The organism is Streptomyces sp. NBC_01237 (assembly GCF_035917275.1).
Lineage (GTDB): Bacteria > Actinomycetota > Actinomycetes > Streptomycetales > Streptomycetaceae > Streptomyces.
Genome location: NZ_CP108508.1, coordinates 3,129,837 through 3,151,331, shown reverse-complemented (window position 1 = coordinate 3,151,331; position 21,495 = coordinate 3,129,837). Strand labels below are relative to the sequence as shown.

23 protein-coding genes are annotated in these 21,495 nt (G+C 72.4%); 20 read left to right on the top strand and 3 right to left on the bottom strand.

Annotation, left to right across the window (positions count from 1 at the left end; all coding sequences use genetic code 11):
* Positions 1 to 118 precede the first annotated feature (118 nt).
* Entirely contained in the window at positions 119 to 1,126 is a 1,008-nt protein-coding gene (locus OG251_RS13885) for an SEC-C domain-containing protein (RefSeq protein WP_326677471.1), read from the bottom strand.
* Between the two features lie 234 nt (positions 1,127 to 1,360).
* Between OG251_RS13885 and OG251_RS13880 the strand changes: the two genes are divergently transcribed.
* From OG251_RS13880 to OG251_RS13855, 6 genes are all read left to right on the top strand, one after another.
* Positions 1,361 to 2,095 (top strand): class E sortase, encoded by a 735-nt coding sequence (locus OG251_RS13880; RefSeq protein WP_326677470.1) that lies wholly within the window; start codon positions 1,361 to 1,363, stop codon positions 2,093 to 2,095.
* Between the two features lie 102 nt (positions 2,096 to 2,197).
* A complete protein-coding gene (locus OG251_RS13875) occupies positions 2,198 to 2,356 on the top strand; it encodes a DUF3311 domain-containing protein (RefSeq protein WP_385890579.1) in 159 nt (52 codons plus the stop codon).
* Positions 2,353 to 3,855, top strand: a complete 1,503-nt coding sequence (locus OG251_RS13870) for a sodium:solute symporter family protein (RefSeq protein WP_326677468.1) — start codon at positions 2,353 to 2,355, stop codon at positions 3,853 to 3,855. The genes OG251_RS13875 and OG251_RS13870 overlap by 4 nt, the downstream gene beginning before the upstream one ends.
* 133 nt (positions 3,856 to 3,988) lie before the next feature.
* Positions 3,989 to 4,321, top strand: coding sequence for a DUF6412 domain-containing protein (locus OG251_RS13865; RefSeq protein WP_326677467.1), 333 nt, complete (start codon positions 3,989 to 3,991; stop codon positions 4,319 to 4,321).
* A 100-nt stretch (positions 4,322 to 4,421) separates the two neighbouring features.
* The gene (locus OG251_RS13860; protein WP_326677466.1) at positions 4,422 to 5,192 is read left to right on the top strand and encodes a YidC/Oxa1 family membrane protein insertase; all 771 of its coding nucleotides are present in this window, start codon (positions 4,422 to 4,424) and stop codon (positions 5,190 to 5,192) included.
* Between the two features lie 149 nt (positions 5,193 to 5,341).
* Positions 5,342 to 6,202, top strand: coding sequence for a fumarylacetoacetate hydrolase family protein (locus OG251_RS13855; RefSeq protein WP_326677465.1), 861 nt, complete (start codon positions 5,342 to 5,344; stop codon positions 6,200 to 6,202).
* A 146-nt stretch (positions 6,203 to 6,348) separates the two neighbouring features.
* Here the strand turns inward: OG251_RS13855 and OG251_RS13850 are convergent, their stop codons facing one another.
* Together OG251_RS13850 and OG251_RS13845 are read right to left on the bottom strand one after the other, a co-directional pair.
* Entirely contained in the window at positions 6,349 to 6,828 is a 480-nt protein-coding gene (locus OG251_RS13850; RefSeq protein ID WP_326677464.1) for a heme-degrading domain-containing protein, read from the bottom strand.
* Entirely contained in the window at positions 6,825 to 7,949 is a 1,125-nt protein-coding gene (locus OG251_RS13845; protein ID WP_326677463.1) for a Gfo/Idh/MocA family oxidoreductase, read from the bottom strand. Before OG251_RS13845 ends, OG251_RS13850 begins: the two co-directional genes overlap by 4 nt.
* Positions 7,950 to 8,005: 56 nt before the next feature.
* On the opposite strand from OG251_RS13845, the gene OG251_RS13840 reads away from it, so the two are divergent.
* The 14 genes from OG251_RS13840 (at position 8,006) to OG251_RS13775 (ending at position 21,481) form a co-directional block, all read left to right on the top strand.
* On the top strand, positions 8,006 to 9,268 hold the full coding sequence (locus tag OG251_RS13840) for an ROK family transcriptional regulator (RefSeq protein WP_326677462.1): 1,263 nt from the start codon (positions 8,006 to 8,008) through the stop codon (positions 9,266 to 9,268).
* Positions 9,269 to 9,423: 155 nt separating this feature from the next.
* The gene (locus tag OG251_RS13835; RefSeq protein ID WP_326677461.1) at positions 9,424 to 9,864 is read left to right on the top strand and encodes a hypothetical protein; all 441 of its coding nucleotides are present in this window, start codon (positions 9,424 to 9,426) and stop codon (positions 9,862 to 9,864) included.
* Positions 9,865 to 9,996: 132 nt separating this feature from the next.
* Positions 9,997 to 10,971, top strand: a complete 975-nt coding sequence (locus OG251_RS13830; RefSeq protein WP_326677460.1) for a hypothetical protein — start codon at positions 9,997 to 9,999, stop codon at positions 10,969 to 10,971.
* A 161-nt stretch (positions 10,972 to 11,132) separates the two neighbouring features.
* Positions 11,133 to 11,897 carry a GntR family transcriptional regulator gene (locus OG251_RS13825; RefSeq protein ID WP_326677459.1) on the top strand — a complete coding sequence of 255 codons (765 nt, stop codon included), beginning with the start codon at positions 11,133 to 11,135 and terminating at the stop codon, positions 11,895 to 11,897.
* A gap of 146 nt (positions 11,898 to 12,043) precedes the next feature.
* A complete protein-coding gene (locus OG251_RS13820) occupies positions 12,044 to 13,168 on the top strand; it encodes a TIGR03364 family FAD-dependent oxidoreductase (protein ID WP_326677458.1) in 1,125 nt (374 codons plus the stop codon).
* 122 nt (positions 13,169 to 13,290) lie between these two features.
* Positions 13,291 to 13,971, top strand: a complete 681-nt coding sequence (locus OG251_RS13815) for a phosphonatase-like hydrolase (RefSeq protein WP_326681252.1) — start codon at positions 13,291 to 13,293, stop codon at positions 13,969 to 13,971.
* Positions 13,968 to 15,125: an ABC transporter ATP-binding protein gene (locus OG251_RS13810; RefSeq protein WP_326677457.1), complete on the top strand. Its 1,158-nt coding sequence runs from the start codon at positions 13,968 to 13,970 to the stop codon at positions 15,123 to 15,125. The genes OG251_RS13815 and OG251_RS13810 overlap by 4 nt, the downstream gene beginning before the upstream one ends.
* Complete coding sequence (locus OG251_RS13805; RefSeq protein WP_326677456.1) at positions 15,118 to 15,999, top strand: 2-aminoethylphosphonate ABC transporter permease subunit; 882 nt, start codon at positions 15,118 to 15,120, stop codon at positions 15,997 to 15,999. The genes OG251_RS13810 and OG251_RS13805 overlap by 8 nt, the downstream gene beginning before the upstream one ends.
* On the top strand, positions 15,986 to 16,783 hold the full coding sequence (locus OG251_RS13800; protein ID WP_326677455.1) for an ABC transporter permease: 798 nt from the start codon (positions 15,986 to 15,988) through the stop codon (positions 16,781 to 16,783). Before OG251_RS13805 ends, OG251_RS13800 begins: the two co-directional genes overlap by 14 nt.
* A 53-nt stretch (positions 16,784 to 16,836) precedes the next feature.
* Positions 16,837 to 17,898: a 2-aminoethylphosphonate ABC transporter substrate-binding protein gene (locus OG251_RS13795; protein WP_326677454.1), complete on the top strand. Its 1,062-nt coding sequence runs from the start codon at positions 16,837 to 16,839 to the stop codon at positions 17,896 to 17,898.
* Positions 17,899 to 18,176: 278 nt separating this feature from the next.
* Positions 18,177 to 18,965: an HAD-IIA family hydrolase gene (locus OG251_RS13790; protein ID WP_326677453.1), complete on the top strand. Its 789-nt coding sequence runs from the start codon at positions 18,177 to 18,179 to the stop codon at positions 18,963 to 18,965.
* Between the two features lie 82 nt (positions 18,966 to 19,047).
* A complete protein-coding gene (locus tag OG251_RS13785; protein WP_326677452.1) occupies positions 19,048 to 19,605 on the top strand; it encodes a hypothetical protein in 558 nt (185 codons plus the stop codon).
* A gap of 1 nt (position 19,606) precedes the next feature.
* Positions 19,607 to 20,341 (top strand): class F sortase, encoded by a 735-nt coding sequence (locus OG251_RS13780; protein WP_326677451.1) that lies wholly within the window; start codon positions 19,607 to 19,609, stop codon positions 20,339 to 20,341.
* Positions 20,342 to 20,434: 93 nt separating this feature from the next.
* Positions 20,435 to 21,481 carry a glycoside hydrolase family 6 protein gene (locus tag OG251_RS13775; protein WP_326677450.1) on the top strand — a complete coding sequence of 349 codons (1,047 nt, stop codon included), beginning with the start codon at positions 20,435 to 20,437 and terminating at the stop codon, positions 21,479 to 21,481.
* Positions 21,482 to 21,495 lie beyond the last annotated feature (14 nt).

The window sequence follows — 21,495 nt, the reverse complement described above, 5'->3', positions numbered from 1 at the left end:
TGCGTGATCGGTCATGCGCGCCGCGTGATGTGCGCCCCGTATCCCGCGCCCGTATCCCGCGCTCGGTGCCGCGCCGTGCAATGCCGCGCCGAGGCGCCAGGACGCGGGCGCCCGTGGGTCAGGCGCGCCCGTGGCATTGCCGGTACGCGTTCCCCGAGCCGCACCAGCACGCCGCGCTGCGGGCCGGCGGCCAGGGCACGGCACGGCCGCGGGCCGCGAGGATCGTGGCGTACTGGGGGAGCAGATCCGGATCGGCGGGGGACGCGGCCTCCGACGCGGCGAACGCCTCGTACGAGGGGACCGTGCCCGTGACGATGCCCAGATTCGGGGTGCCCGTCGCGTGCAGATCGCGCAACGCGGCTTCCAGCTGGTCCAGATGATCGGCGTGGGTGGGGTACTCGATCGTCAACACCGGGTACGCGGTGAGCAGTTCGCGCAGCTCGGCCTCGGTCCAGTGCAGGACGGCGACCGGGAAAGGGCGGGACAACGCGGTCCGGTAGGTGCCCAGTTCGGAGCGGAGCCGGATGATCTCGGCCTGTAGCTCGCCCGGGTCGGATGAGCCGAGGGCCCACAGGCGCTTGGGGTCGTGGAGTTCGTCGAGCGGCACGGTGGCCGTGTGCAGGGCGTCGGCCAGCTCGTCCCACGGGTCGTGCTCGACCCCCATCAGCCTGCGGACGCGATGGCGTCCGGTCAGCAGGGACTGGGTGGCGTACGGGACTTCCTCGCCCGGCGACAGCAGCAGCTTCAGCGCGGTCGAGAAGAAGTCGTGGGCCGACTCCAGCTCGTCGTGGGCTTCCAGGGTCTGGGCGGCGATGTCCCACGGGGCCGCGTCCGGGGGGCTCGCGGCACGGATGCCGTCGATGATCGCGCGGGCCTCGGCCTCGTGCCCGTACTCCCAGAGGTTGGCCGCCTTGAGGGCCTTGACCAGGTGCGGGTTGTCGACCGTGGCGTCGGGGGAGGCGAGCAGTTCGTCGTAGAGGGTGCTGGCGCGGGCGCGGTCACCGGCGAGCTCCAGGTGGGCGGCGGCCTGGAGGATCAACGGTTCGTGGTCCTCGGGGTACTGCGCCGCGGTGCGCAGCAGGCGCTCGGCTTCGGTGGTGTGGTCGGCAGGCGTGTCGGGGCGCATGAACCACACGGTACTGCTGTACGGCAACGGGAGGGAGGACGGGGAGAACCCTGGTGGGTTACGGGGATTGCCCTTATCGTGCGGCCCGTGCGGGAGCGGATACCGGTCGTGGTGCAGGGGAGCGCGCGGGGACGGCCACGGGCCGCCGCGTGGCGGAACGCGCGGTGGCACGGGTGGTGGAGCCCGTGGCGGAACGAACGGCGGAACGGGCGCCGGAGCGCGCGGCGGGCCGCTGTGCGCGGCCTGTGGACCGGCGCCGAGTTGGTGATCACCCTCGGCGTCGTCCTGCTGCTCCTCGTCGCCCATCAGCTGTGGTGGACCAACCGGCAGGCCCGCGAGAGCGCCGAGAGCGAGGTGCGGGCCCTCCAGCGGGGCTGGGGCGGGACATCGGACCCGGCGGGCACGGACCCCGGAACCCCGCCCGTGCCGGACACGTCGACGGGCACCTCGCCCGACACCTCCCCGGGCGCGCGGCGGGAGGGCGCCCCGCGCGGCTCCGCGTCCTCCGCCCCGCGCTGGGACCAGGCGTACGCCGTCCTGCGCATCCCGCGCATCGGCCTCACCGCTCCTGTCGCCCAGGGCATCGGCAAGTACGGCGTCCTCGACAAGGGATACGTCGGGCACTACCCGCGCACCGCGCAGCCCGGACAGGCCGGAAACTTCGCGCTCGCCGGGCACCGCAACACCCACGGCGAACCCTTCCGCCGCATCGACCGGCTGCGCCGCGGCGACCCGATCACCGTCGAGACCCGCGAAGCCGTCTACACGTACACCGTCGACAAGAGCCTCGCGCGGACGACGCCGTCGGACAGCGGGGTCATCGCCACCGTGCCGCGCAGCAACGTGCGCACCTCGGCCGGGTACAGCGCGCCGGGGCACTATCTGACGCTGACGACGTGCACGCCCGAGTTCACCTCCCGCTACCGGCTCATCGTGTGGGGCAAGCTCACCGCGACGCGCCCGAAGTAGCCACGGGGCCCGGGGCGGCGGCGGGACGGGGGTAGCGGCGGGGGCCGCGGGTAGGGTCCCTGCGTGCTCAGAGTGCTCAAGACACGTCCCCAGTTGTTGTGGCTGCTGGTCCCCTATGTGCTGTACCTGGGGGCGCTGCCCTTCGTGAACCGGGTCGACCCCGTGGTGTTCGGCCTGCCGTTCCTCTTCGTGTGGCTGCTCGGGGCGACCCTGCTGACACCCGTCGCGGTGTGGCTGACCAGGCGGGGGGACCGCCGGTGAACGCCGCCGTGGCGACCTCCGTCTTCGCCGTCTTCATGGTCGCGACCGTCGCCCTCGGACTGCTCGCCATGCGCGGGCGCGGCGGCGGCACGGGTGGTCTCGCCGAGTGGTCGGTCGGCGGCCGCAGCCTCGGCCCCGTCTTCATCTGGGTGCTGATGGCGGGCGAGGGCTACACCAGCTTCAGCTACCTGGGCGCCGCGGGCTGGGGATACAACTACGGGGCACCCGTCCTGTACGTCGTCGCGTACATGTCCTGCGGCTACGCCATCGGCTATGTCGTCGGCCCGATGCTCTGGGCGTACGCGCGCAAGCACGGTCTCGTCGGGATCACCGACATGGTGGCGCACCGCTTCGGCCGGCCCTGGCTCGGCGCGGTGGTCGCGGTGCTGGCCACCGCCTTCCTGCTGCCGTACATCCAGCTCCAGATCACCGGCATGGGCGTCGTCGTCTCGACCATCTCGTACGGGGCGATCAGCCTGAACTGGGCCTACTTCGTCGCCTTCGCCGTCACCACCGGCTTCGTCGTGGTCAGCGGGCTGCGCGGCAGCGCGTGGGTGTCCGTGCTGAAGGACATCCTCGTCATCGCCACGCTGGGGTTCCTCGCCCTCTACGTACCGATGCACTACTTCGACGGCTACGGGCCCTTCCTGGACCGGCTCGTCACCGAGAAGAGCGAGTGGCTGACCTTCCCCGGCCACGGCGACAGCGGACTGGGACAGGCCTGGTTCATCAGCACGTCGTTCCTGAACTCGCTGACCGTGGTCATCTTCCCGACCACCGTCGCTGGGTACCTCGGCGCCCGGAACGCGGACGCCCTGCGCCGCAACGCGATGTATCTGCCCGCCTACAACATCCTCCTGTTCGTCCCGATGCTGCTCGGCATGGCCGCCCTGTTCGTGGTGCCGGGGCTCGTCGGCGCGGAATCGAACCTCGCGCTCTTCAAGCTGGTCGTGGACTCCCTGCCCGCCTGGGCTGTCGGGATCATCGGGGTCGCCGCCGCACTGTCCTCGATCGTGCCCATGGCCGTCTTCATGCTGGTCATCGGCACGATGTGGGGGCGCAGCGTGCTCTCGCTCGTGCCCCGCTGGGAGCAACGGCAGAAGGGCGCCGCACAGGTCGTCGTCGTGGTGGCGGGCAGCCTGGCGCTGCTGCTCACCTACACCGCGCCGAACACGCTCGTACGCCTCTCGCTCATCTCGTACGAGGGGATGGCGCAGCTCCTGCCCATGGTGCTGCTGGCGCTGGTGTGGCGGAGGCTGACCTTCCGGGGGGCGTTCAGCGGGCTGGTCGTCGGTGTGGCCGTGGTCTGCGTGCTCGTCTTCAACGGGAACGATCCGGTGTGGGGGGTGAACGCCGGGCTGGTCGCGCTCGCCGCGAACCTCCTCGTCGCGCTGGCCGTGACGTTCGCGGGGGCGCGCGACGAGGACGAGCGGCCCGATGACGAGGTGCTGGCGAAGGACGAGATCGAGGAGCCGGTCCCCCGTACGGCTCCGGTGTGACGGGGACCATCGTGTATAACGAACGGAGGGACGGACGCGCGCACGTGCGTACGGACCGATGAGACCGATGAGCGGAACGACAGGACGGACACCGGCCGGACACCCGGCCGGCGGAGCCGAGCGAGGAGGGGCCATGCGTGACGCGAACCGTCTGAGCGGCGCCTTCGCCCGGCTGCTCCGGCCCGTCGGGCTCGTGGTCCTCTTCCTCACCGAGGTCCTCCTCGCCGAGGGTGGCAGCCTCTCCGCCGCCGTCGCGCTCGCCGCCACCGCCGCGGCGGGCTCCGCGCTCCTCGCCTGCTCCGTCATCAGCGCCCGATGCGCCGTCCCGGTGCCCCGCACCAGGGTCCGGACCGCCATCAGGGACCGCGAGAAACGCACCGCGTTCCTGCCCCAACGAGACCCCGACGCAAGGGGCCGCACCCGGCCCCGAGCTCCCGGCCGCGCCCTCCTGACGGCCGCCGCGTAGGGCTTGCTCTCCTCTCTTCCGTAAAGCACGCACCCCGCGCGGGTCGTCATGCCGAGTTCGTTCTCTTCCCGGCACGACGAGACCCCCGGAGGGCTCACCCATGTCCGCCTTCATGTCCGCCTTCGCGAGCCTGGTCGGCTCGCTGGCCGATCTGCTCCAGCCGTTCTTCCAGGGCGCGGCCACCGCCGCCGCGATCGTCCTGTTCACCGCCCTCGTACGGCTCGCCGTGCACCCCCTGTCGCGGGCCGCGGCGCGCGGGCAGAAGGCGCGGACCAAGCTCCAGCCGCAGATCGCGGCCCTGCGCAAGAAGCACGGCAAGAACCCCGAGCGCATGCAGAAGGCCCTGATGGAGCTGCACGCCAAGGAGAAGGTCTCCCCGCTCTCCGGCTGCCTGCCGAGCCTGCTCCAGATGCCCGCGTTCTTCCTGCTGTACCACCTGTTCTCCAGCCGGAGCATCGGCGGCGACCCCAACGCGCTCCTCGGCCACAACCTCCTCGGGGCGCCCCTGGGCGACCGCTGGCACGACGCGCTCGCGGACGGCGGGGTGTTCGGCGGGCGGGGCCTGGTCTACCTGGGGCTCTTCGCGATCGTGGCGGCGGTCGCCACCTTCAACTACGGCCGGACGAAGCGCCAGATGGCCGCGAACCCGATGACGCCCGCCACCGGCCCCGACGGGCAGCCGGTACCCGGCATGGGGGCGATGACCAAGCTGATGCCGCTGATGTCCTTCGCGACGCTCTTCACCGTGGCGGTCGTCCCGCTCGCCGCCGCCCTGTACGTGGTCACGAGCACCACCTGGACCGCGCTGGAGAGGGCCTACCTCTACCGCGACATGCCGGCCACCGGTGCCGCCCTGGCCGCCCCGATGTAGGACCGACCGGGAGGGCACCGGGCCGGTGCGCCGGTCCAGTGTGTGAACAGGGTCTTGCGGGGTGATCCGATGTCTTGGAGGATCGGCCAAGCCTTTCGCTGGCCGCAACCCACCGACGGGCGCGATCTCGACCAAGGGGAGTTGGACCGTTGAAGCTGCTTCGAGTCGGTACGGCGGGCGCGGAACGCCCCGCGCTTCTTGACCGTGACGGGACCCTGCGCGACCTGTCGGGGCTCGTCCCCGACATCGACGGTGACCTGCTCGCCGACGAGTCGGCACTCGCCCGGGTACGGGCCGCCGCGGCGGCCCCCGACGGGCTGCCCGCACTGGACGCGGAAGGGCTGCGGGTCGGCCCGCCGCTCGGCCGGATCGGCAAGATCGTGTGCATCGGGCTGAACTACCACGACCACGCCACCGAGACCGGCGCGGCGATCCCCGCCGAACCGATCCTGTTCTTCAAGGCGCCGGACACCGTCGTGGGGCCCGAGGACACCGTGCTGGTGCCGCGCGGCAGCCGCAAGACGGACTGGGAGGTCGAGCTCGCCGTCGTCATCGGGCGCACCGCCCGCTATCTGGACTCCGCCGAGGAGGCGCTCGGGCACGTCGCCGGTTACGCCACGGCGCACGACGTCTCCGAGCGCGAGTTCCAGATCGAGCGCGGCGGCACCTGGGACAAGGGCAAGAACTGCGAGACGTTCAACCCGCTGGGCCCCTGGCTGGTGACGGCCGACGAGGTGCCCGACCCGCAGGCACTTCCACTGCGGCTCTGGGTCAACGGCGAGCTGAAGCAGAACGGCACCACCGCCGACCAGATCTTCCCGGTCGGCGAGGTGGTCCGCTATCTCAGCCAGTTCATGACGCTGTACCCGGGCGATGTGATCAACACCGGCACGCCGGCCGGGGTCGCCCTGGGGCAGCCCGATCCGAAGCCCTACCTCAGGGCGGGTGACGTCGTGGAGCTGGAGATCGAGGGGCTCGGACGGCAGCGGCAGGAGCTGAAGGACGCCTGATCCGCCGATCGGCCGGTGCGTACGGCAGGGGCGGGGCACCGCGATGCGCGGTGTCCCGCCCCTGCGCCCGTTTCCACCGGGAGCCCGAGCCATGGCCGGCCCGGCTCCGCCCCTGCCCCTGTCCGAGCTCCTGCTGCTGCGCTGCCTCAGGCGCCCAGCGTCGCGGCGAACTGCTCCAGCCCCTCGACCACCAGCGCGTGGTCCTCGGCCTGGGGCAGGCCGGAGACCGTGACCGAGCCGATCACGCCCGCGCCCTCGACCGAGATCGGGAACGAACCGCCGTGCGCGGCGTACCTGTCCGGGTCCAGCCGCGAGGAATCCTCGAACGTCGTTCCCTTCGCCCGGAACCGGGTGCCGACCAGGTAGGAGCTCTCGCCGTACCGCTCGACCACCCTGCGCTTGCGGTCGATCCACGCGTCGTTGTCCGCGCTGGAACCGGGCAGCGCGGCATGGAAGAGCTGCTGGGCGCCGCGCCGGATGTCGATCGCGACCGGGGCGTGCCGCTCGCGTGCCAGGGCGACCAGGAGGCCGCCGAGCGCGTACGCGTCGTCGTACCCGAAGTGCGGCAGCGTCAGGCTGCGCTCCTGGGAGATGAGTTCCGAAATGGTCGGAGCGCTGTGGCTCATGAACGTTGCTCCTCGTCGGTGAACGCGTTCTCGTCGTGGTGCGGCAGCAGGGTCACGGAGACGCCCTCGCGGGCCGAACGGCGGGCGGCCTCCAGAACGTCCAGCGCGGCGGCGGCCTGAAGCGCGGTCACCGGGTTCGGGCCGGTGCCGCGTACGGCGGCGGCCACGGCGGCGTAGTACGCGGGGTAGTCGCCCGGCAGTGTACGGACCGGGGCGCCGCCGCCCGTCAGCGGGGACTCACCGGAGCCGATGCGGCCCCACAGCTCCTCGGGCTCCTCGCCCCAGGTCTCCCCGGCGGCCGGGCGCAGGCCCGCGCGCAGGGCGGCCTCCTGCGGGTCCAGCCCGTACTTCACATAACCGGCCTCCGAGCCGAGCACCCGGAACCGCGGGCCGAGCTGGGCCGCGGTGGCACTGACGTACAGATGCGAGCGGACCCCGTTCGCATGCGTGATCGCCAGGAACGTGTCGTCGTCGGCGGCCGCACCCGGACGGCGTACGTCGGCCTCCGCGTACACCTGCACGGCCGGGCCGAACAGATAGAGGGCCTGGTCGACCACATGGCTGCCCAGGTCGTACAGCAGCCCGCCGATCTCCTCCGGATCTCCCGACTCGCGCCAGCCGCCCTTGGGATGCGGACGCCACCGCTCGAAGCGGGACTCGAAGCGCTGCACCTCGCCCAGCTCGCCGTCGGAGATCAGCGCCGCGAGCGTACGGAAGTCGTTGTCCCAGCGGCGGTTCTGGAAGACCGAGAGCAGCAGCCCGCGCTCCTTCGCCAGTGCGGCCAGCTCCCGTGCCTCGACGGCGCTGCCGGCCAGCGGCTTGTCCACGACCACCGGCAGGCCCGCCGTGAGCGCGGCCGTCGCGATCGGGACATGGGTCTTGTTCGGGGTGGCGATCACGACCAGGTCCAGCTCGTCCGCCCGCGCCCAGAGCTCCTCGGGCGAGGCGGCGAACCGGACTTCGGGGAACTCGGCGCGGGCCTGTGCCTGCCGCTCCTCGTTCGACGTGACGACCGTGTCGAGGACCAGGCCCCCGGTCGCGGCGATCAGCGGGGCGTGGAAGACGGAGCCGGCCAGACCGTAGCCGACGAGTGCGACGCGAAGGGGAGCGTGGGCAGTCATGCATTCCACTTAAGCAACGCTGTTGCCAAAGTGCAAGCGTCGGGGACAATGGGGTGGTGAACAGGAGCGATACCAGGAACGGAGCCGGGGCCAACCTTCCGACGCTGCGCCACCACAACGCCGCGCTGGTGCTGGACCTGCTGCGGGCGGCGGGCGGGGACGGCATCAGCCGCCTCGAACTCGCCGAGCGCACCGGGCTCACCCCGCAGGCCGTCAGCAAGATCACCGCCCGGCTGCGGGCGGAGGGCCTCGTCGCCGGGGCGGGCCACCGCGCCTCCACGGGCGGCAAGCCCCGCACCCTGCTGCGCCTGGTCCCGGAGGCGGGATTCGCGGTCGGGCTGCACCTGGACCGCGATGAACTGACCGCCGTCCTGGTCGACCTCACCGGCACGGCGGTGGCCGCGCGGAAGGCGCCGCTGGACCTCGGCGCCCCGGCCGAGCAGGTGCTCACGGACGCGGCGGACGCGGTACGGGAGGTGTGCGCGGTACGGGAGGCGCCTACGGGGCGGGAGGTGTCCACCGGCCGGGAGGTGGAGGCAGTACGGGAGGTGTCCACGGGCCGGGGGGCGGACACCGTACGGGAGACGGGCGCCGGTGCGCCGGAGCCGCGGGTGCTCGGGGTGGGCGTGGCCCTGCCCGGCCCCCTGGACCACCGCGACGGGGTGCTGCACCGCGTCACGGGGTTCCCGCAGTGGGACGGGTACCCGCTGCGGGACGCCCTCGCCGCGCGGACCGGGCTGCCCGTGGTCGTGGACAAGGACACCAACGCCGCCGCCCTCGGCCTCGCCCTGGGAGCGCCCGACGCGGGCGACTTCGCCTACCTGCACCTGGGGACCGGGCTCGGCGCGGGGCTCGTGCTGGGCGGGGAGCTGCACCGGGGGACACGCACCGGGGCCGGGGAGTTCGGGCACCAGACCCTCCAGCTCGACGGGCCCGTGTGCGGCTGCGGGGGGCGCGGCTGCGTCGAGGTGCTCTGCCTCGCCGCCGAGGCCCGGGGCGACCGGGCGGAGGCCGCACGGGTGCTGGGGACCGGCGCCGCCAATCTGGTCGGGCTGCTCGACATCGACCGGGTGGTGCTGGGCGGGCGAACCGTGGCCGCCGACGAGGACGCGTACGTACGGGGGGTGCGCGCCGTGATCGAGGAGCGCGCCCGGCGGGACGGGACCGGGCGGCCGGTACCGGTCACCGTCGCGGGGGGAGGCGACCGGCCGGTCGCGGAGGGTGCCGCCCAACTGGTGCTCGCGCCGCTGTTCGGGCGGGTGGGGAGAATGGGGCCGGCGTCCGGCTGCCAGGACCTGTCCGGAACGCATGACGGATGACGGATGACCGGTCACAGGACCGGTGTCGGTGACCGGTGGCCGGACCGGTGACGGATGACCGATGGGCCGGACCGGTGACCGGTGACGGGTGACCGATGGCCGGTGGACGGCGTATGACGGACGGCACAAGCGGCGGCGGGCCGAGGGGTGGGGTCGTGGGAGTGATCGAGCGGCTGTGGGCGGCCGGAGAGATGCCGTACGGCGACGCGCTGTACCGGCCGGACGACACCGCCCTGGAGGTGCATGTGGAGGGTCCCGGCGCCTACCACCCGGACGCCGGGCAGCCGATCCCCTTTCGCCTCGGGGAGCCGGTCGACCTGGCGCGGGTCATCGAGGAGGAGGGCATCACCGAGGCGGACCCCTGCTTCGAGAGCCGGTTGCCTGACGGATCGGGATGGCTGTCCGGCGGTGGCAGCGGGATGGGAAACGTCGGCTACCTCGCCCGTCTCGACGCCGACCGCTCCTTGCGGTGGGTGGCCGTCATGTGGCGTTCCAACCCCTTCGTCGGCGTGCGCCACGAAGGGACGACCGCCGTCTTCACCAACGACTGGCACAACCTGCTGACCCTCGATCTCGCCGACCCGGCCTTCGCCTGACCTTCCGCGGGGGCCGTACGGGCGACGGCCCGGCATGTCGCCGCCCCGCATCCGCGCGCGCGTGGCAACGTCGCCGTCCACAGCCGGTGGCCCCCGCCCCGGTCGTTCGCGAGCAGCAAAGGGTGTCCCCCTATGCCCCCCAATCCCCCCGCACGGCTGCGCGACGGCCGCGCCTTCACCACCTTCGGACTGGCCGCGGGCCTCGCCGTGCCCGCCGCCCTCCTCGGCGGGACTCCGGCCGCCGCCCGGCCGGTCCCGGTGGCCGTACCCGCCACCGCCCCCGCCGCCGTCCCCGCGGCCCTCCCCGCCGACCAGCAGCCCGCCTGCGGTGACCCGGACACCAAGGACTTCCCGATCGGCACCCGGATCCACGGCGGCCCCGACACCTACGCCTCCGGCGGCGGCTACGGCACCTGGTACCTCGATCTCACCAACACCACCTCCGAGTCGTGCCGCGCCATCCACCCGGTCCTGGTCCTCACCGACCAGGACCGGAAGCTGACCGCGGACCAGATCCAGCTGGAGTTCTCCGACGGCACCGGCCCCGGCACGGAGCACCGGGTGACGTGGGAGACCACGGACCGGGACGAGCAGATCGGGGTATTCGGCGGCGGTGAGCCGGACGGGGCGTTCCCCGGCTTCACCGTCCCCGCCGGACGTACCGTCACCGTCCAGGTCCGGATGGCCTTCACCTCCGACACCCGGCCCGGCCGGGTCACCGCCAACGCCGCCGTCGTCCAGCGCCACCCGGGGAAGCCCACCGGCAAGGGCGCGGGCAGGGACAAGGACGACGGGGGCTGGGTGGGGGAGTCGGAGGACTACCCCTTCCGCATCGTCGAGGGGGATCTCGACGGCGGCGAACCACGCGACTCCGGCGCGGACGGCGACACCGACGCGGGCACCGGTACGGACCCGGGGACCGGCACCGACGGTACGGCGCCCCGCCCCGACGCCCCGCTGCGTGACGCCGCCGGGAATCCCCTTCCCGAGCTCGCCCGCACCGGGCAGGACCTGACGGCCTGGGCCGGGATCACCGCCGGTGCGCTGTTCGTCGGCGGGTCGGCCATGGTCGTCCGGGTCCGCCGGCTCCGTCGCGGCCAGGACTGAGCGCGCCGCGCACGCGCCACACCCGTACACCCGCTACACCCGCGCACCCGCGCGCCCATACATCCGCGCATCCGCACACCCCGCGCACCCGCAGGTCCGCAGGTCGGCGCGGCGCGCCGTCCGGCACCGAGATGTTCATCTGTGTCTGCCACCATCGGGCCGTGGACTACCTGAACGACCAGGCACCTGGCGCACCGATCCGTTCCGGCATTCCGGAGCACGGCCGTATCCCCAAGTACTACGCCGTCAAAGCTCATATCTCCCTCCTGGTGGACGAGTTGGGCGAGGGGGGCCTGCTGCCCACCGAGCGGGAACTCGCCCTGCGCTACGAGGTGTCGCGCGAGACCGTGCGTCAGGCGCTGCGCGAACTCCTGCTGGAGGGGCGGCTGCGGCGGCAGGGCCGGGGCACCGTCGTCGCCGGTCCCAAGCTGGAACAGCCCCTCTCCCTGGCCAGCTACACCGAGGGTGTCCGCCGCCAGGGCCGGCAGCCCGGCCGTCATCTCATCGGCCTCGACCGCTTCCCCTGCCCCGAGGCCATAGCGGCCGAGATCGGGGTCCCGCGCGGCGAGCCCGTCTGGCACCTGGAGCGCGTGCTGCTCGCCGACGACGAGCGGGTCGGCCTGGAGAGCACGTACGTCTCCGTCGCCCGCGTCCCGGAACTGGACACGGGGTTCGACCCCGACTCCTCCTTCTACGCCTACCTCCACGACCGGCTCGGGGTCTCCTTCGGGGACGCGGACGAGCGGATCGAGACGGTGCTGGCCACCCCGCGCGAGGCGCTGCTGATCGGTACGCCGCCCGCCCTGCCGATGCTGCTGCTCCACCGGCTCTCGCGGGACACGGAGGGCCGCCCGCTGGAGCGGGTGCGGACCCTGTTCCGCGGCGACCGGTTCTCCTTCACCGCCCACCTGGGCCGCCGCGGCTGACCTGCCGCACGCGAGCGGCGGTCGACGTGATCGACTCACATCGATAACGGGAACGTAACGGGTCTAGGCCAAGCTTGGGTGGTCGTTCACCGTCCCGTTGCCGTACGGATCCGTACGGGCCACCCGCCCCGAGGAGCGTTGCCGTCGTGAGAGTCATCGTCGTAGGAGCCGGCGTGGTGGGAACCATGCACGCCTGGCACGCAGTGAACCGCGGCCACGAGGTCGTACAGATCGAGCGCGAGAGCGAGGCACGCGGAGCATCGCTCCGGAATTTCGGACAGATATGGGTCAGCGGGCGGGCCGGTGGTGAGGAGCTGGAGACCGCGCTCCGCGCCCGTGAGCTGTGGCAGGAGATCGGGGAGCGGGTCCCGGACGTGGGCTTCCGGGCCTGCGGCTCGCTCACCCCCCTGCGCAACGAGCTGGAGACCGCCGTCGCCGAGGCGGCCGTCGCCAGGCCCGACGCGGCGGCCCGCGGCTACAAGCTGCTCACCGCCGCCGAGGCGCGCGCGGTCAACCCCGCCCTGCGCGGTACCTTCTCCGCCGCCCTGTGGTGCGAGCGCGACGCGGCCGTCGAGCCACGCACCGCCCAACTCGCCCTGAAGGAGGCCCTGCTGGCGTCCGGCCGCTATACGTTCCTGGGGGGCCGCGAGGTCCGCGAGGTGGTCGGTACCGCCTCCGTGCGCGACGACCACGGTGACATCCACACTGGTGACGCCGTCATCCTGGCCACCGGCGCCTGGCTCGGCGGCCTCGTCCGCGAGCTGGCCGGACCCGACCTCCCCGTGCGCCGGGTCCGCCTCCAGATGATGCAGACCGACCCGCTCGGCGAGGCGCTCACCACCTCCGTCGCCGACGCCGACAGCTTCCGCTACTACCCGGCGTACCGGGGCGGGGCACTGGACGCGCTCAACGCCGGACAGGCCCAGGACCCGACCGCCGCCGAGCACCGGATGCAGCTGCTGATGGTGCAGCGCCGCGACGGCGGACTGACCATCGGCGACACCCACGAGTACGAGCACCCCTTCGCCTTCGACACGGTCGAGGAGCCCTACGAGCACCTCACCCGGGTCGTCGAGTCCTTCCTCGGCCGCCCGCTGCCGCGCGTGCGGCACCGCTGGGCCGGGGTCTACGCCCAGTGCACCGACACCAGCCGCGTCGTCCACCGCCGGCAGGTGCGCGACGGCGTCTGGCTGGTCACCGGGCCCGGCGGGCGCGGCATGACCTGCTCGCCCGCCATCGCCGAAACGACCGCCAACGAACTGGGCTGGTGAACACGTTGACCACGCACAACCCCCAGGGCCCTCAGGCCCCGCAGAGCACGCAGAACACGCAGAGCACGCAGAGCACGCAGAACACGCGGGCCAAGCAGGGCGCGAAGAGCCCCCGAACCCCCCTGAACCTCGTCGTCCTCGACATGGCGGGCACCACCGTCATCGACGGCGGCCTGGTCGAGCAGGCCTTCGCCACCGCCGCCGGGCGCCTCGGTGTGGTCCCCGGCTCCGCCGACCACGCGGCCAAGCTCGACTACGTCCGCGCCACCATGGGCGAGTCCAAGATCTCCGTCTTCCGCCACCTCTTCGGCGACGAGGACAAGGCCCAGCAGGCCAACCTCGCCTTCGAGGCGGCGTACGGCGAACTCGTGGACGGCGGCCGTATCGCCCCCGTCCCCGGCGCCCGCGAGGCCATCGAACGCCTCACGGCCGAGGGCCGGACCGTGGTCCTGTCCACCGGCTTCGCCCGCACCACCCAGGACGCGATCCTCGCCGCCCTCGGCTGGCAGGACCTCGTCGCGCTGACGCTCTGCCCCGCCGACGCCGGTGGCCGCGGCCGCCCCTACCCGGACATGGTCCTCGCCGCGTTCCTGCGCACCGGCGCGGTGGACGACGTCGCGAGCCTCGTCGTCGCGGGGGACACCTCGTACGACATGCTCAGCGGGGTCCGCTCCGGCGCCGGGATCGTCGCGGGTGTCCTCACCGGCGCCCACGACAAGGACCAGCTGACCCGCCACGGAGCCACCCATGTCCTGGGGTCCGTCGCCGAACTGCCGGACCTGATCGCGCGGGCCGAGGCATGACGGGCGGGGCGGACGCCGTGCGCGGCGGCATCAGGTTCGACCGGGTCAGCGTCGCGTACGGCGGGAACGTCGTCCTCGACCAGCTCGACCTGACCGTCGAACCCGGCGAGGTCATGGCGCTCCTGGGGCCCTCCGGCTCCGGGAAGACCACCGCCCTGCGCGCCGTCGCCGGATTCGTCCGGCCGGCCTCCGGGCGGGTGTACCTGGGCGACCGCGACGTCACCGGGCTGCCCCCGCACAAGCGGGGCATCGGCATGGTCGTCCAGCAGTACGCGCTGTTCCCGCACATGCGGGTCCAGGACAACGTCGCCTTCGGGCTCAAGGCCCGCAAGGCGGCGAAGTCCGAGATCCCCGAGCGGGTCGCCGAGGCCCTCGAACTCGTCGGCATGGCCGCGTACGCCACGCGCTACCCGCGCGAACTGTCCGGCGGCCAGCAGCAGCGCGTCGCCATCGCCCGCGCGCTCGCCATCCGCCCCGACGTCCTGTTGCTCGACGAACCGCTCTCCGCGCTCGACGCGCAGCTCCGCTCCGGCATGCTCGCCGAACTGGCGCGGCTGCACCGGGAGTTGCCGGACGTCTCCATCCTGTACGTCACCCATGACCAGGTCGAGGCGCTCACCCTCGCCGACCGGATCGCCGTGATGGACCGGGCCCGGCTCCAGGACTGCGGCACCCCGCAGGAGCTGTACCGCCGCCCGCGCACCGAGTTCACCGCCTCGTTCGTCGGCAACGCCAACCTGCTGCCGGTCACCGTCACCGACACCACCGACCGCGTCGACTTCGCCGGTCACCACCTCGCCGTACCCACCGGCCAGGTCGCGAGCGGCGTCACCGCCACCCTCTGCGTCCGGCCCCACCTGGTCGGACTCGGCGACGGCCCCAACGCCCTCACCGGGGCCATCACCGAGGTCCAGTGGCGCGGCTCCACCCACCGGCTGTACGTCGACATCGACGGCCACCGGATCAAGGCCGACCTGCGCGAACTGCGCGAGACCCCGGCCCTCGGCGACAAGGTCACCCTGCACTTCGCCGCGGAGGACGCGGTACTCCTGCCGGTCGGGGCGGCGGCCGGACCCCAGAGCCCTCCGGCGGCCGGACCCCAGGACGGTCCGGCCGCCGAGCGCGCGACGATATCCGGAGGGGTCCATGGCTAGCGTCGCCGCCCAGGACGTCCGCCGGGGCCCGTCCGGCAGCCGCGTCGTCCGCGAACGCAGGACGGGCGTGCTGTGGGCGCTGCCGCCCGTCATCGTCCTCGCGCTCGTCTTCCTCTACCCGCTGGCGCTCGTGGTCCAGCAGTCCTTCTCCCCGGACGAGGGCGGCACCTCCCTCACCCCGTACGCCGACGTCTTCGCCTCCCGGTCCTTCCGCGACGCGCTCACCACCACGGTGTGGCTCGCGGTCGGCTCGACCGTCGGATGTCTCGTCCTCGGCTTCGTGCTCGCGCTGGTCATCGCCTTCGTGCCGTTCCCCGGCGGCAAGGCGGTCGCCAAGTTCATCGACGTGTTCCTCTCCTTCCCGTCGTTCCTGATCACGCTCGCCCTGCTCTTCATCTACGGCAGCGTCGGCATGGCCAACGGCATCTGGACGGATGTCACCGGCGCCGCGGACGGCCCCTTCCACTTCCTCACCACGCCCTGGGGCGTCCTGCTCGCCGAGATCACCTTCTTCACGCCCTTCGTGATGCGGCCCCTGCTCGCCGCGTTCTCGCAGATGGACACCGCCCAGCTGGAGGTCGCCTCCTCGCTCGGCGCCAAGCCGGCCCGGATCGTGCGGCAGGTGATCCTCCCCGAGGCGCTCCCGGCGCTCGCCGCGGGCGGCAGCCTCGTCCTGGTGATGTGCCTGAACGAGTTCGGGATCGTGCTGTTCACCGGGGCGAAGGGCGTCACGACGCTGCCGATGCTCGTCTACGGCAAGGCGATCCTGGAGTCCGACTACCCGGCCGCCTGTGTCGTGGCCGTCGTGAACATCGCGATCTCCGTCGGCCTCTACAGCCTGTATCGGATGGTGAGCCGCCGTGTTGGTGCATAGCCGAACCGGGAAGTGGGCCACCTGGTCCGTCTTCTTCCTGCTCTTCGTCCCGCTCTTCGCGGTGCCGCTGCTGGTCATCGTCGCCGCGTCGTTCACCACGAACTGGTCCGGCGCCTTCCCCTCCGGGCCCACCACCAAGCACTACGCCGCCGCCACCAGCGGCGACTCCCTCCAGGCACTCACCACGAGCCTGGTCACCGCCCTCTCCGCCAGCCTCCTCGCCCTGCTCATCGGCAGCTGGGCCGCGCTGGCCGCCGCCTCGCTGCGCAAGCGGGGGAAGCGGTTCCTGGACGCGCTGTTCATGCTGCCGGTCGCCGTGCCGTCCGTCGTCGTCGGCCTCGCGGTGCTCGTCGCGTTCAGCCGGCCGCCGGTCCTGCTCAACGGAACGCGCTGGATCGTGATCCTCGCGCACACCGTTCTTGTCACGGCGTTTGCCTATCAGTCGGTTTCGGCCGCCATAGTGCGTCTTGACCCGATGTACGAGCAGGCGGCGGCCAGCCTCGGCGCCCGCCCCTCGTACGTCCTGTGGCGGATCAGGCTGCCGCTCCTGCTGCCGTCCCTGACGGCGGCGGCGGGGCTCTGTTTCGCCCTGTCCATGGGCGAGCTGAGCGCCACGATGATGCTCTACCCGCCCGACTGGACACCGCTGCCGGTGCAGATCTTCGCGGCCACCGACCGCGGCTCGCTCTTCACCGGAGCGGCGGTCGCCGTGGTCCTGATGGGGACGACGCTGCTCGTCCTGCTCGGCGTCTCCCGCATCCGCACCAGGGCCTCGTACCGCTGATCCGCGGCCCCTCCTTCGTACGCAACGACTTTTTTCCCAGGAGAACGACACCCATGCGCAAGAGCCACCTCAAGCCGATCGCCGCCGTATCCGGCGCGCTCGCCCTCGCCGTCACCCTCTCCGCCTGCGGCGGCTCCTCGGCCGCCTCCGACGAGAAGGTCGTCACCGTCTACAGCGCCGACGGCCTCAAGGGCGAGAACGGCGACGGCTGGTACGACAAGGTCTTCAAGGACTTCGAGAAGAAGACCGGCATCAAGGTCAAGTACGTGGAGGGCGGCTCCGGCGAGATGGTGCAGCGCGCCGTCCGCGAGAAGTCCAACACCCAGGCCGATGTGCTCGTCACGCTGCCGCCCTTCATCCAGCAGGCCGACTCCAAGGGGCTGCTGACGGCGTACGCGCCCGCCGGCGCCGACCAGGTCGACGGCGCCGACAAGGCGGCCGACAGCAAGTGGACCTCCGTCGTCAACAACTACTTCGGCTTCATCTACAACAAGAAGGAGCTGAAGACCCCGCCGAAGAGCTGGGAGGAGCTGCTGGAGGGAAAGTTCAAGGAGAAGGTCCAGTACTCCACCCCGGGCGTCGCGGGTGACGGCACGGCCGTCCTCATCAAGGCGATGCACGACTTCGGCGGCCAGGAGCCGGCGATGGCGTACCTGAAGAAGCTCCAGACCAACAACGTCGGCCCCTCCGCCTCCACCGGCAAGCTCGCCCCCAAGGTGGACAAGAGCGAGCTCCTCGCCGCCAACGGTGACGTCCAGATGAACTTCGCCCAGTCCAAGGACATGCCCAACCTCGGCATCTGGTTCCCGGCGAAGGGCGACGGCAAGCCCACCAGCTTCGCCCTCCCGTACGCGGCGGGTCTGGTCGACAAGGCCCCGCACAGCGCCAACGGCAAGAAGCTGCTCGACTTCATGCTCTCCGAGCAGGCCCAGAAGGACGTCAGCGCGGTCGGCGGCGGATTCGCCGCCCGCAAGGACATCGAGGCGGCCGACGCCAACGCCATCGAGCTGACCAAGCTGATGGAGGGCGTGGAGATCTTCGAGCCGGACTGGTCGGACATCGGCACCAACCTGGACGACTACGTGGACGCCTGGAAGTCGGCCACCGGCAGCTGACCACCCTCGGAGGGCGGGCCCACCGCACCGGCGCGGACCACCGGCACAGCGTAACGAAAAGGTAACAGGTCTGGACCCATGTTCAACTCCTCGTCGGCGGACGGGGAGTTGAGCGCTCCCGTCGGCCGTGCGGCGGTCCGCGTCCCCGACCGGGCCCGCCGGGCGGACCGCGGACCGGCACCCCTCTAAAATCGGGTACGTCGGCGCTGCACAACGCGGTGCCGCCGGCGTCCCGGCACCTCGTGTGCACAGCGTACGTACGGCAGGAGTCCCGTCACATGGCAGAGCGCAAGCCGATCGAATCCTGGCTCACCGACATGGACGGGGTCCTCATCCACGAGGGCACGCCGATCCCCGGTGCGGACGCCTTCATCAAGCGGCTGCGGGATTCCGGGCTGCCCTTCCTCGTCCTCACCAACAACTCCATCTACACCGCACGCGACCTGCACGCCCGGCTGAAGCGCATGGGCCTGGACGTACCGGTGGAGAACATCTGGACCTCCGCCCTGGCCACCGCCCAGTTCCTCGACGACCAGCGCCCCGGCGGCACCGCGTACGTCATCGGCGAGGCGGGGCTCACCACGGCGCTGCACGACATCGGGTACGTCCTCACCGACCACGACCCGGACTACGTGGTGCTCGGCGAGACCCGTACGTACAGCTTCGAGGCGCTGACCAAGGCGATCCGGCTGATCAACGGCGGCGCCCGCTTCATCTGCACCAACCCGGACGAGACCGGACCGTCCGCCGAGGGCCCGCTGCCCGCCACCGGCTCGGTCGCCGCCCTCATCACCAAGGCCACCGGCAAGGACCCGTACTTCGCGGGCAAGCCCAACCCGCTGATGATGCGGACCGGACTGAACGCCATCGGCGCCCACTCCGAGACCAGCGCCATGATCGGCGACCGGATGGACACCGATGTCCTGGCGGGCCTGGAGGCGGGCATGCAGACCTTCCTGGTCCTCACCGGCCTCACCTCCCTCGCCGACATCGACCGCTACCCCTTCCGGCCGTCCACCGTCGTCGACTCCATCGCCGATCTGGTCGACCTCGTCGACCTGCGCTGACACCGCTCCGCCGTCGCCCGACCGGGCGTGTGCGGATGCGGAAAGCGGCCGCACGCGTGAACCTTCCAGAAGGAGGTTCACGATGCGTTCACTGCCCCTCACATTCTGTGCCGCAGCGGCGGTCGCGGCGATAACCCTGCCCGCGCCCGTCGCTCTGGCCGTCCAGGCCGCCCCGGCCGGTAACGACGACCGAGGTTCGGTCTCGGTGACCCCGTCCACGATCGCCCCGGGCGGGGAGGTGGAACTCTGGACCGACGCCTGCGGCAAGGGCAGGTCGGCCAAGGGCAACTCCGACGCCTTCGTCTCCGAGGCCCGCTTCGCCCCCGCCGACGGGAAGGGCATCCTCGCCGAGGCCCGGATCCGCTCCGACGCCGAGCCCCGCTCGTACGACGTCTGGGTGACCTGCAAGGACGGCAAGGGCAAGGCCACCGGCAGCCTCACCGTCATGCACCACAGCCGGCCCTCTCCCGTCGCGCCCGTCAGGGCCGGCGGCGGTGGCACCGCGACCCTCGCCGACCAGGCCGCCCAGTCGGACGGACCGGGCACCCGGCACGCGGTGACCGGGCTGGTGCTCGCCGCCGTCGCGGCCGTCGCCGTCGCCTTCCGCAGCGTGCGCCGCCGCCGCCCGGCCACGGACTGAGGTGTCCGCCTCGGACCGCCCGGCAGGCACCGGGCGGTGGCTCACCGGAGTGGCCTGGGCCGTCCTGCTGCTCGGCCTCTGGCTCTGGGGCCGCGAGGCCGGGGACGGACCCGGCGGCAACTCGGCCCCGACGACCGGCGATGTCGCCGCTGTCGGGCGCCCCCTGGGCGTCCCGCTGCCCCCGGCGCACGACCCGCTCGACGGGGCGCCGCCGCGGAGCGTCGAGATCCCTTCCGTGGGCATCGACGCACCCGTCGTCCCGCGCGGCCTGGACAAGGCGGGGGCGATCGACCCGCCCCCGTACGGGACGCCGCAGACCGTCGGCTGGTACGGCAGCGGCACCGAACCCGGCACCGAGGGTGCCGCGCTCTTCGTCGGCCATGTCGACACCGAGACGAAACCGGCCGTCTTCTACGGGCTCAGCGCCGCCCGCCCGGGGGAGAAGGTCCGGGTGACCAGGACCGACGGCACGGTCGCCGAGTTCACCATCGACGACGTCCAGGTCTTCACCCGGGAACGCTTCGACGCGCAGAAGGCGTACGGACCGCGCGAGGACGGCCGGGCGGAGCTCCGGCTGATCACCTGCGGGGGCACCTACGACCACCGGACGCGCTCGTACACGGCGAACGTGGTGGTCTCCGCCTATCTGACCGGTCAGAGGACGGCCGAGAAGGCCGGGAAGGCGGCCGGGGCGAGGGCCGGAGGGTCCGGCGGCGTCCGGCAGGCGGCCTCATGAGCGCCCGGATCGCTGTGTCAGGATGGATCGGACCGGCAGTACATCGGTGCAAACAGTGAGAACAGTGCGGGCAGTGCACCCAAGGGGGAGTGGATGTACGGCAGTTACACCGGCCGGTCCGGGACGGGCGCTCGCGCGCGAACGGGCCTGCGGAGCGTCACGGCGGCCGCGGTCGGCGCCGTCCTGCTGCTGGCGGGATGCTCGTCGTCCGACGACGGCGACAAGGGCGGCCCGGCGGCCGTCGAGCAGCAGCCCAAGGACAAGGACCCGTTCTGGGTCAACCCCGACGGGAACGCGGCCCGGCAGGTCGCCGACTACACCGAGGACGGCGACAGCGAGAAGGCCGGCCTGATCAGGAGGATCGCGCGGCAGCCGGTCGGCGAGTGGATCGGCACGGACAATCCCGAGGGCGAGGCGAAGGGCTTCACCGAGGCGGCCGCGAAGGCCGACCGGGACGCCCTGCTGGTCCTCTACAACATCCCGCACCGCGACTGCGGCCAGTTCTCCAAGGGCGGCGCCGCCGACGGCAACGCGTACCGCGCCTGGCTGGACAGTGTCGCCAAGGGCATCGGTGACCGCCGGGCCACGGTGATCCTGGAGCCCGATGCCCTGCTGCACCTGGTCGACGGCTGCACGCCCCAGCAGTTCCACGAGGAGCGCTACGACCTGCTGAAGGGGGCGGTCCAGCGGCTGAAGCGGCAGCCCGGCACCTCGGTCTACGTGGACGCGGGCAACGCGGGCTGGCAGTCCCCCGACGCGCTGTTCCAGCCGCTCCAGCGGGCGGGCATCGCGGACGCCGACGGCTTCGCGGTCAACGTCTCCAACTACCTGACCACCGCCGCCAGCACCGACTTCGGCAAGCGGCTCTCGGCGAAGGTCGGCAACAAGCCGTTCGTCATCGACACCAGCCGCAACGGCAACGGCCCCTACAGCGGCGGCGACCCCGCGAAGAGCTGGTGCAACCCACCGGGCCGCGCGCTGGGCGAGCCCCCGACCACCCGGACCGGCGACGACCTGGTCGACGCCTACCTCTGGATCAAGCGTCCGGGGGAGTCGGACGGCGACTGCGGGGGCGGCCCGAAGGCAGGGGCCTGGTGGCCGGAGTACGCCCTGGAGCTGGCCCGCAACGCGGGCCCGTGACGCGGGCCGCCGGC

Excerpts from the sequence above, each read along its gene's own strand:
- OG251_RS13885 (WP_326677471.1), bottom strand. The coding sequence starts at position 1,126 with ATGCGCCCCGACACGCCTGCCGACCACACCACCGAAGCCGAGCGCCTG.
- OG251_RS13865 (WP_326677467.1), top strand. The coding sequence starts at position 3,989 with ATGCGTGACGCGAACCGTCTGAGCGGCGCCTTCGCCCGGCTGCTCCGG.
- OG251_RS13860 (WP_326677466.1), top strand. The coding sequence starts at position 4,422 with ATGTCCGCCTTCATGTCCGCCTTCGCGAGCCTGGTCGGCTCGCTGGCC.
- OG251_RS13850 (WP_326677464.1), bottom strand. The coding sequence starts at position 6,828 with ATGAGCCACAGCGCTCCGACCATTTCGGAACTCATCTCCCAGGAGCGC.
- OG251_RS13845 (WP_326677463.1), bottom strand. The coding sequence starts at position 7,949 with ATGACTGCCCACGCTCCCCTTCGCGTCGCACTCGTCGGCTACGGTCTG.
- OG251_RS13830 (WP_326677460.1), top strand. The coding sequence starts at position 9,997 with ATGCCCCCCAATCCCCCCGCACGGCTGCGCGACGGCCGCGCCTTCACC.
- OG251_RS13810 (WP_326677457.1), top strand. The coding sequence starts at position 13,968 with ATGACGGGCGGGGCGGACGCCGTGCGCGGCGGCATCAGGTTCGACCGG.
- OG251_RS13805 (WP_326677456.1), top strand. The coding sequence starts at position 15,118 with ATGGCTAGCGTCGCCGCCCAGGACGTCCGCCGGGGCCCGTCCGGCAGC.
- OG251_RS13795 (WP_326677454.1), top strand. The coding sequence starts at position 16,837 with ATGCGCAAGAGCCACCTCAAGCCGATCGCCGCCGTATCCGGCGCGCTC.
- OG251_RS13790 (WP_326677453.1), top strand. The coding sequence starts at position 18,177 with ATGGCAGAGCGCAAGCCGATCGAATCCTGGCTCACCGACATGGACGGG.
- OG251_RS13785 (WP_326677452.1), top strand. The coding sequence starts at position 19,048 with ATGCGTTCACTGCCCCTCACATTCTGTGCCGCAGCGGCGGTCGCGGCG.
- OG251_RS13775 (WP_326677450.1), top strand. The coding sequence starts at position 20,435 with ATGTACGGCAGTTACACCGGCCGGTCCGGGACGGGCGCTCGCGCGCGA.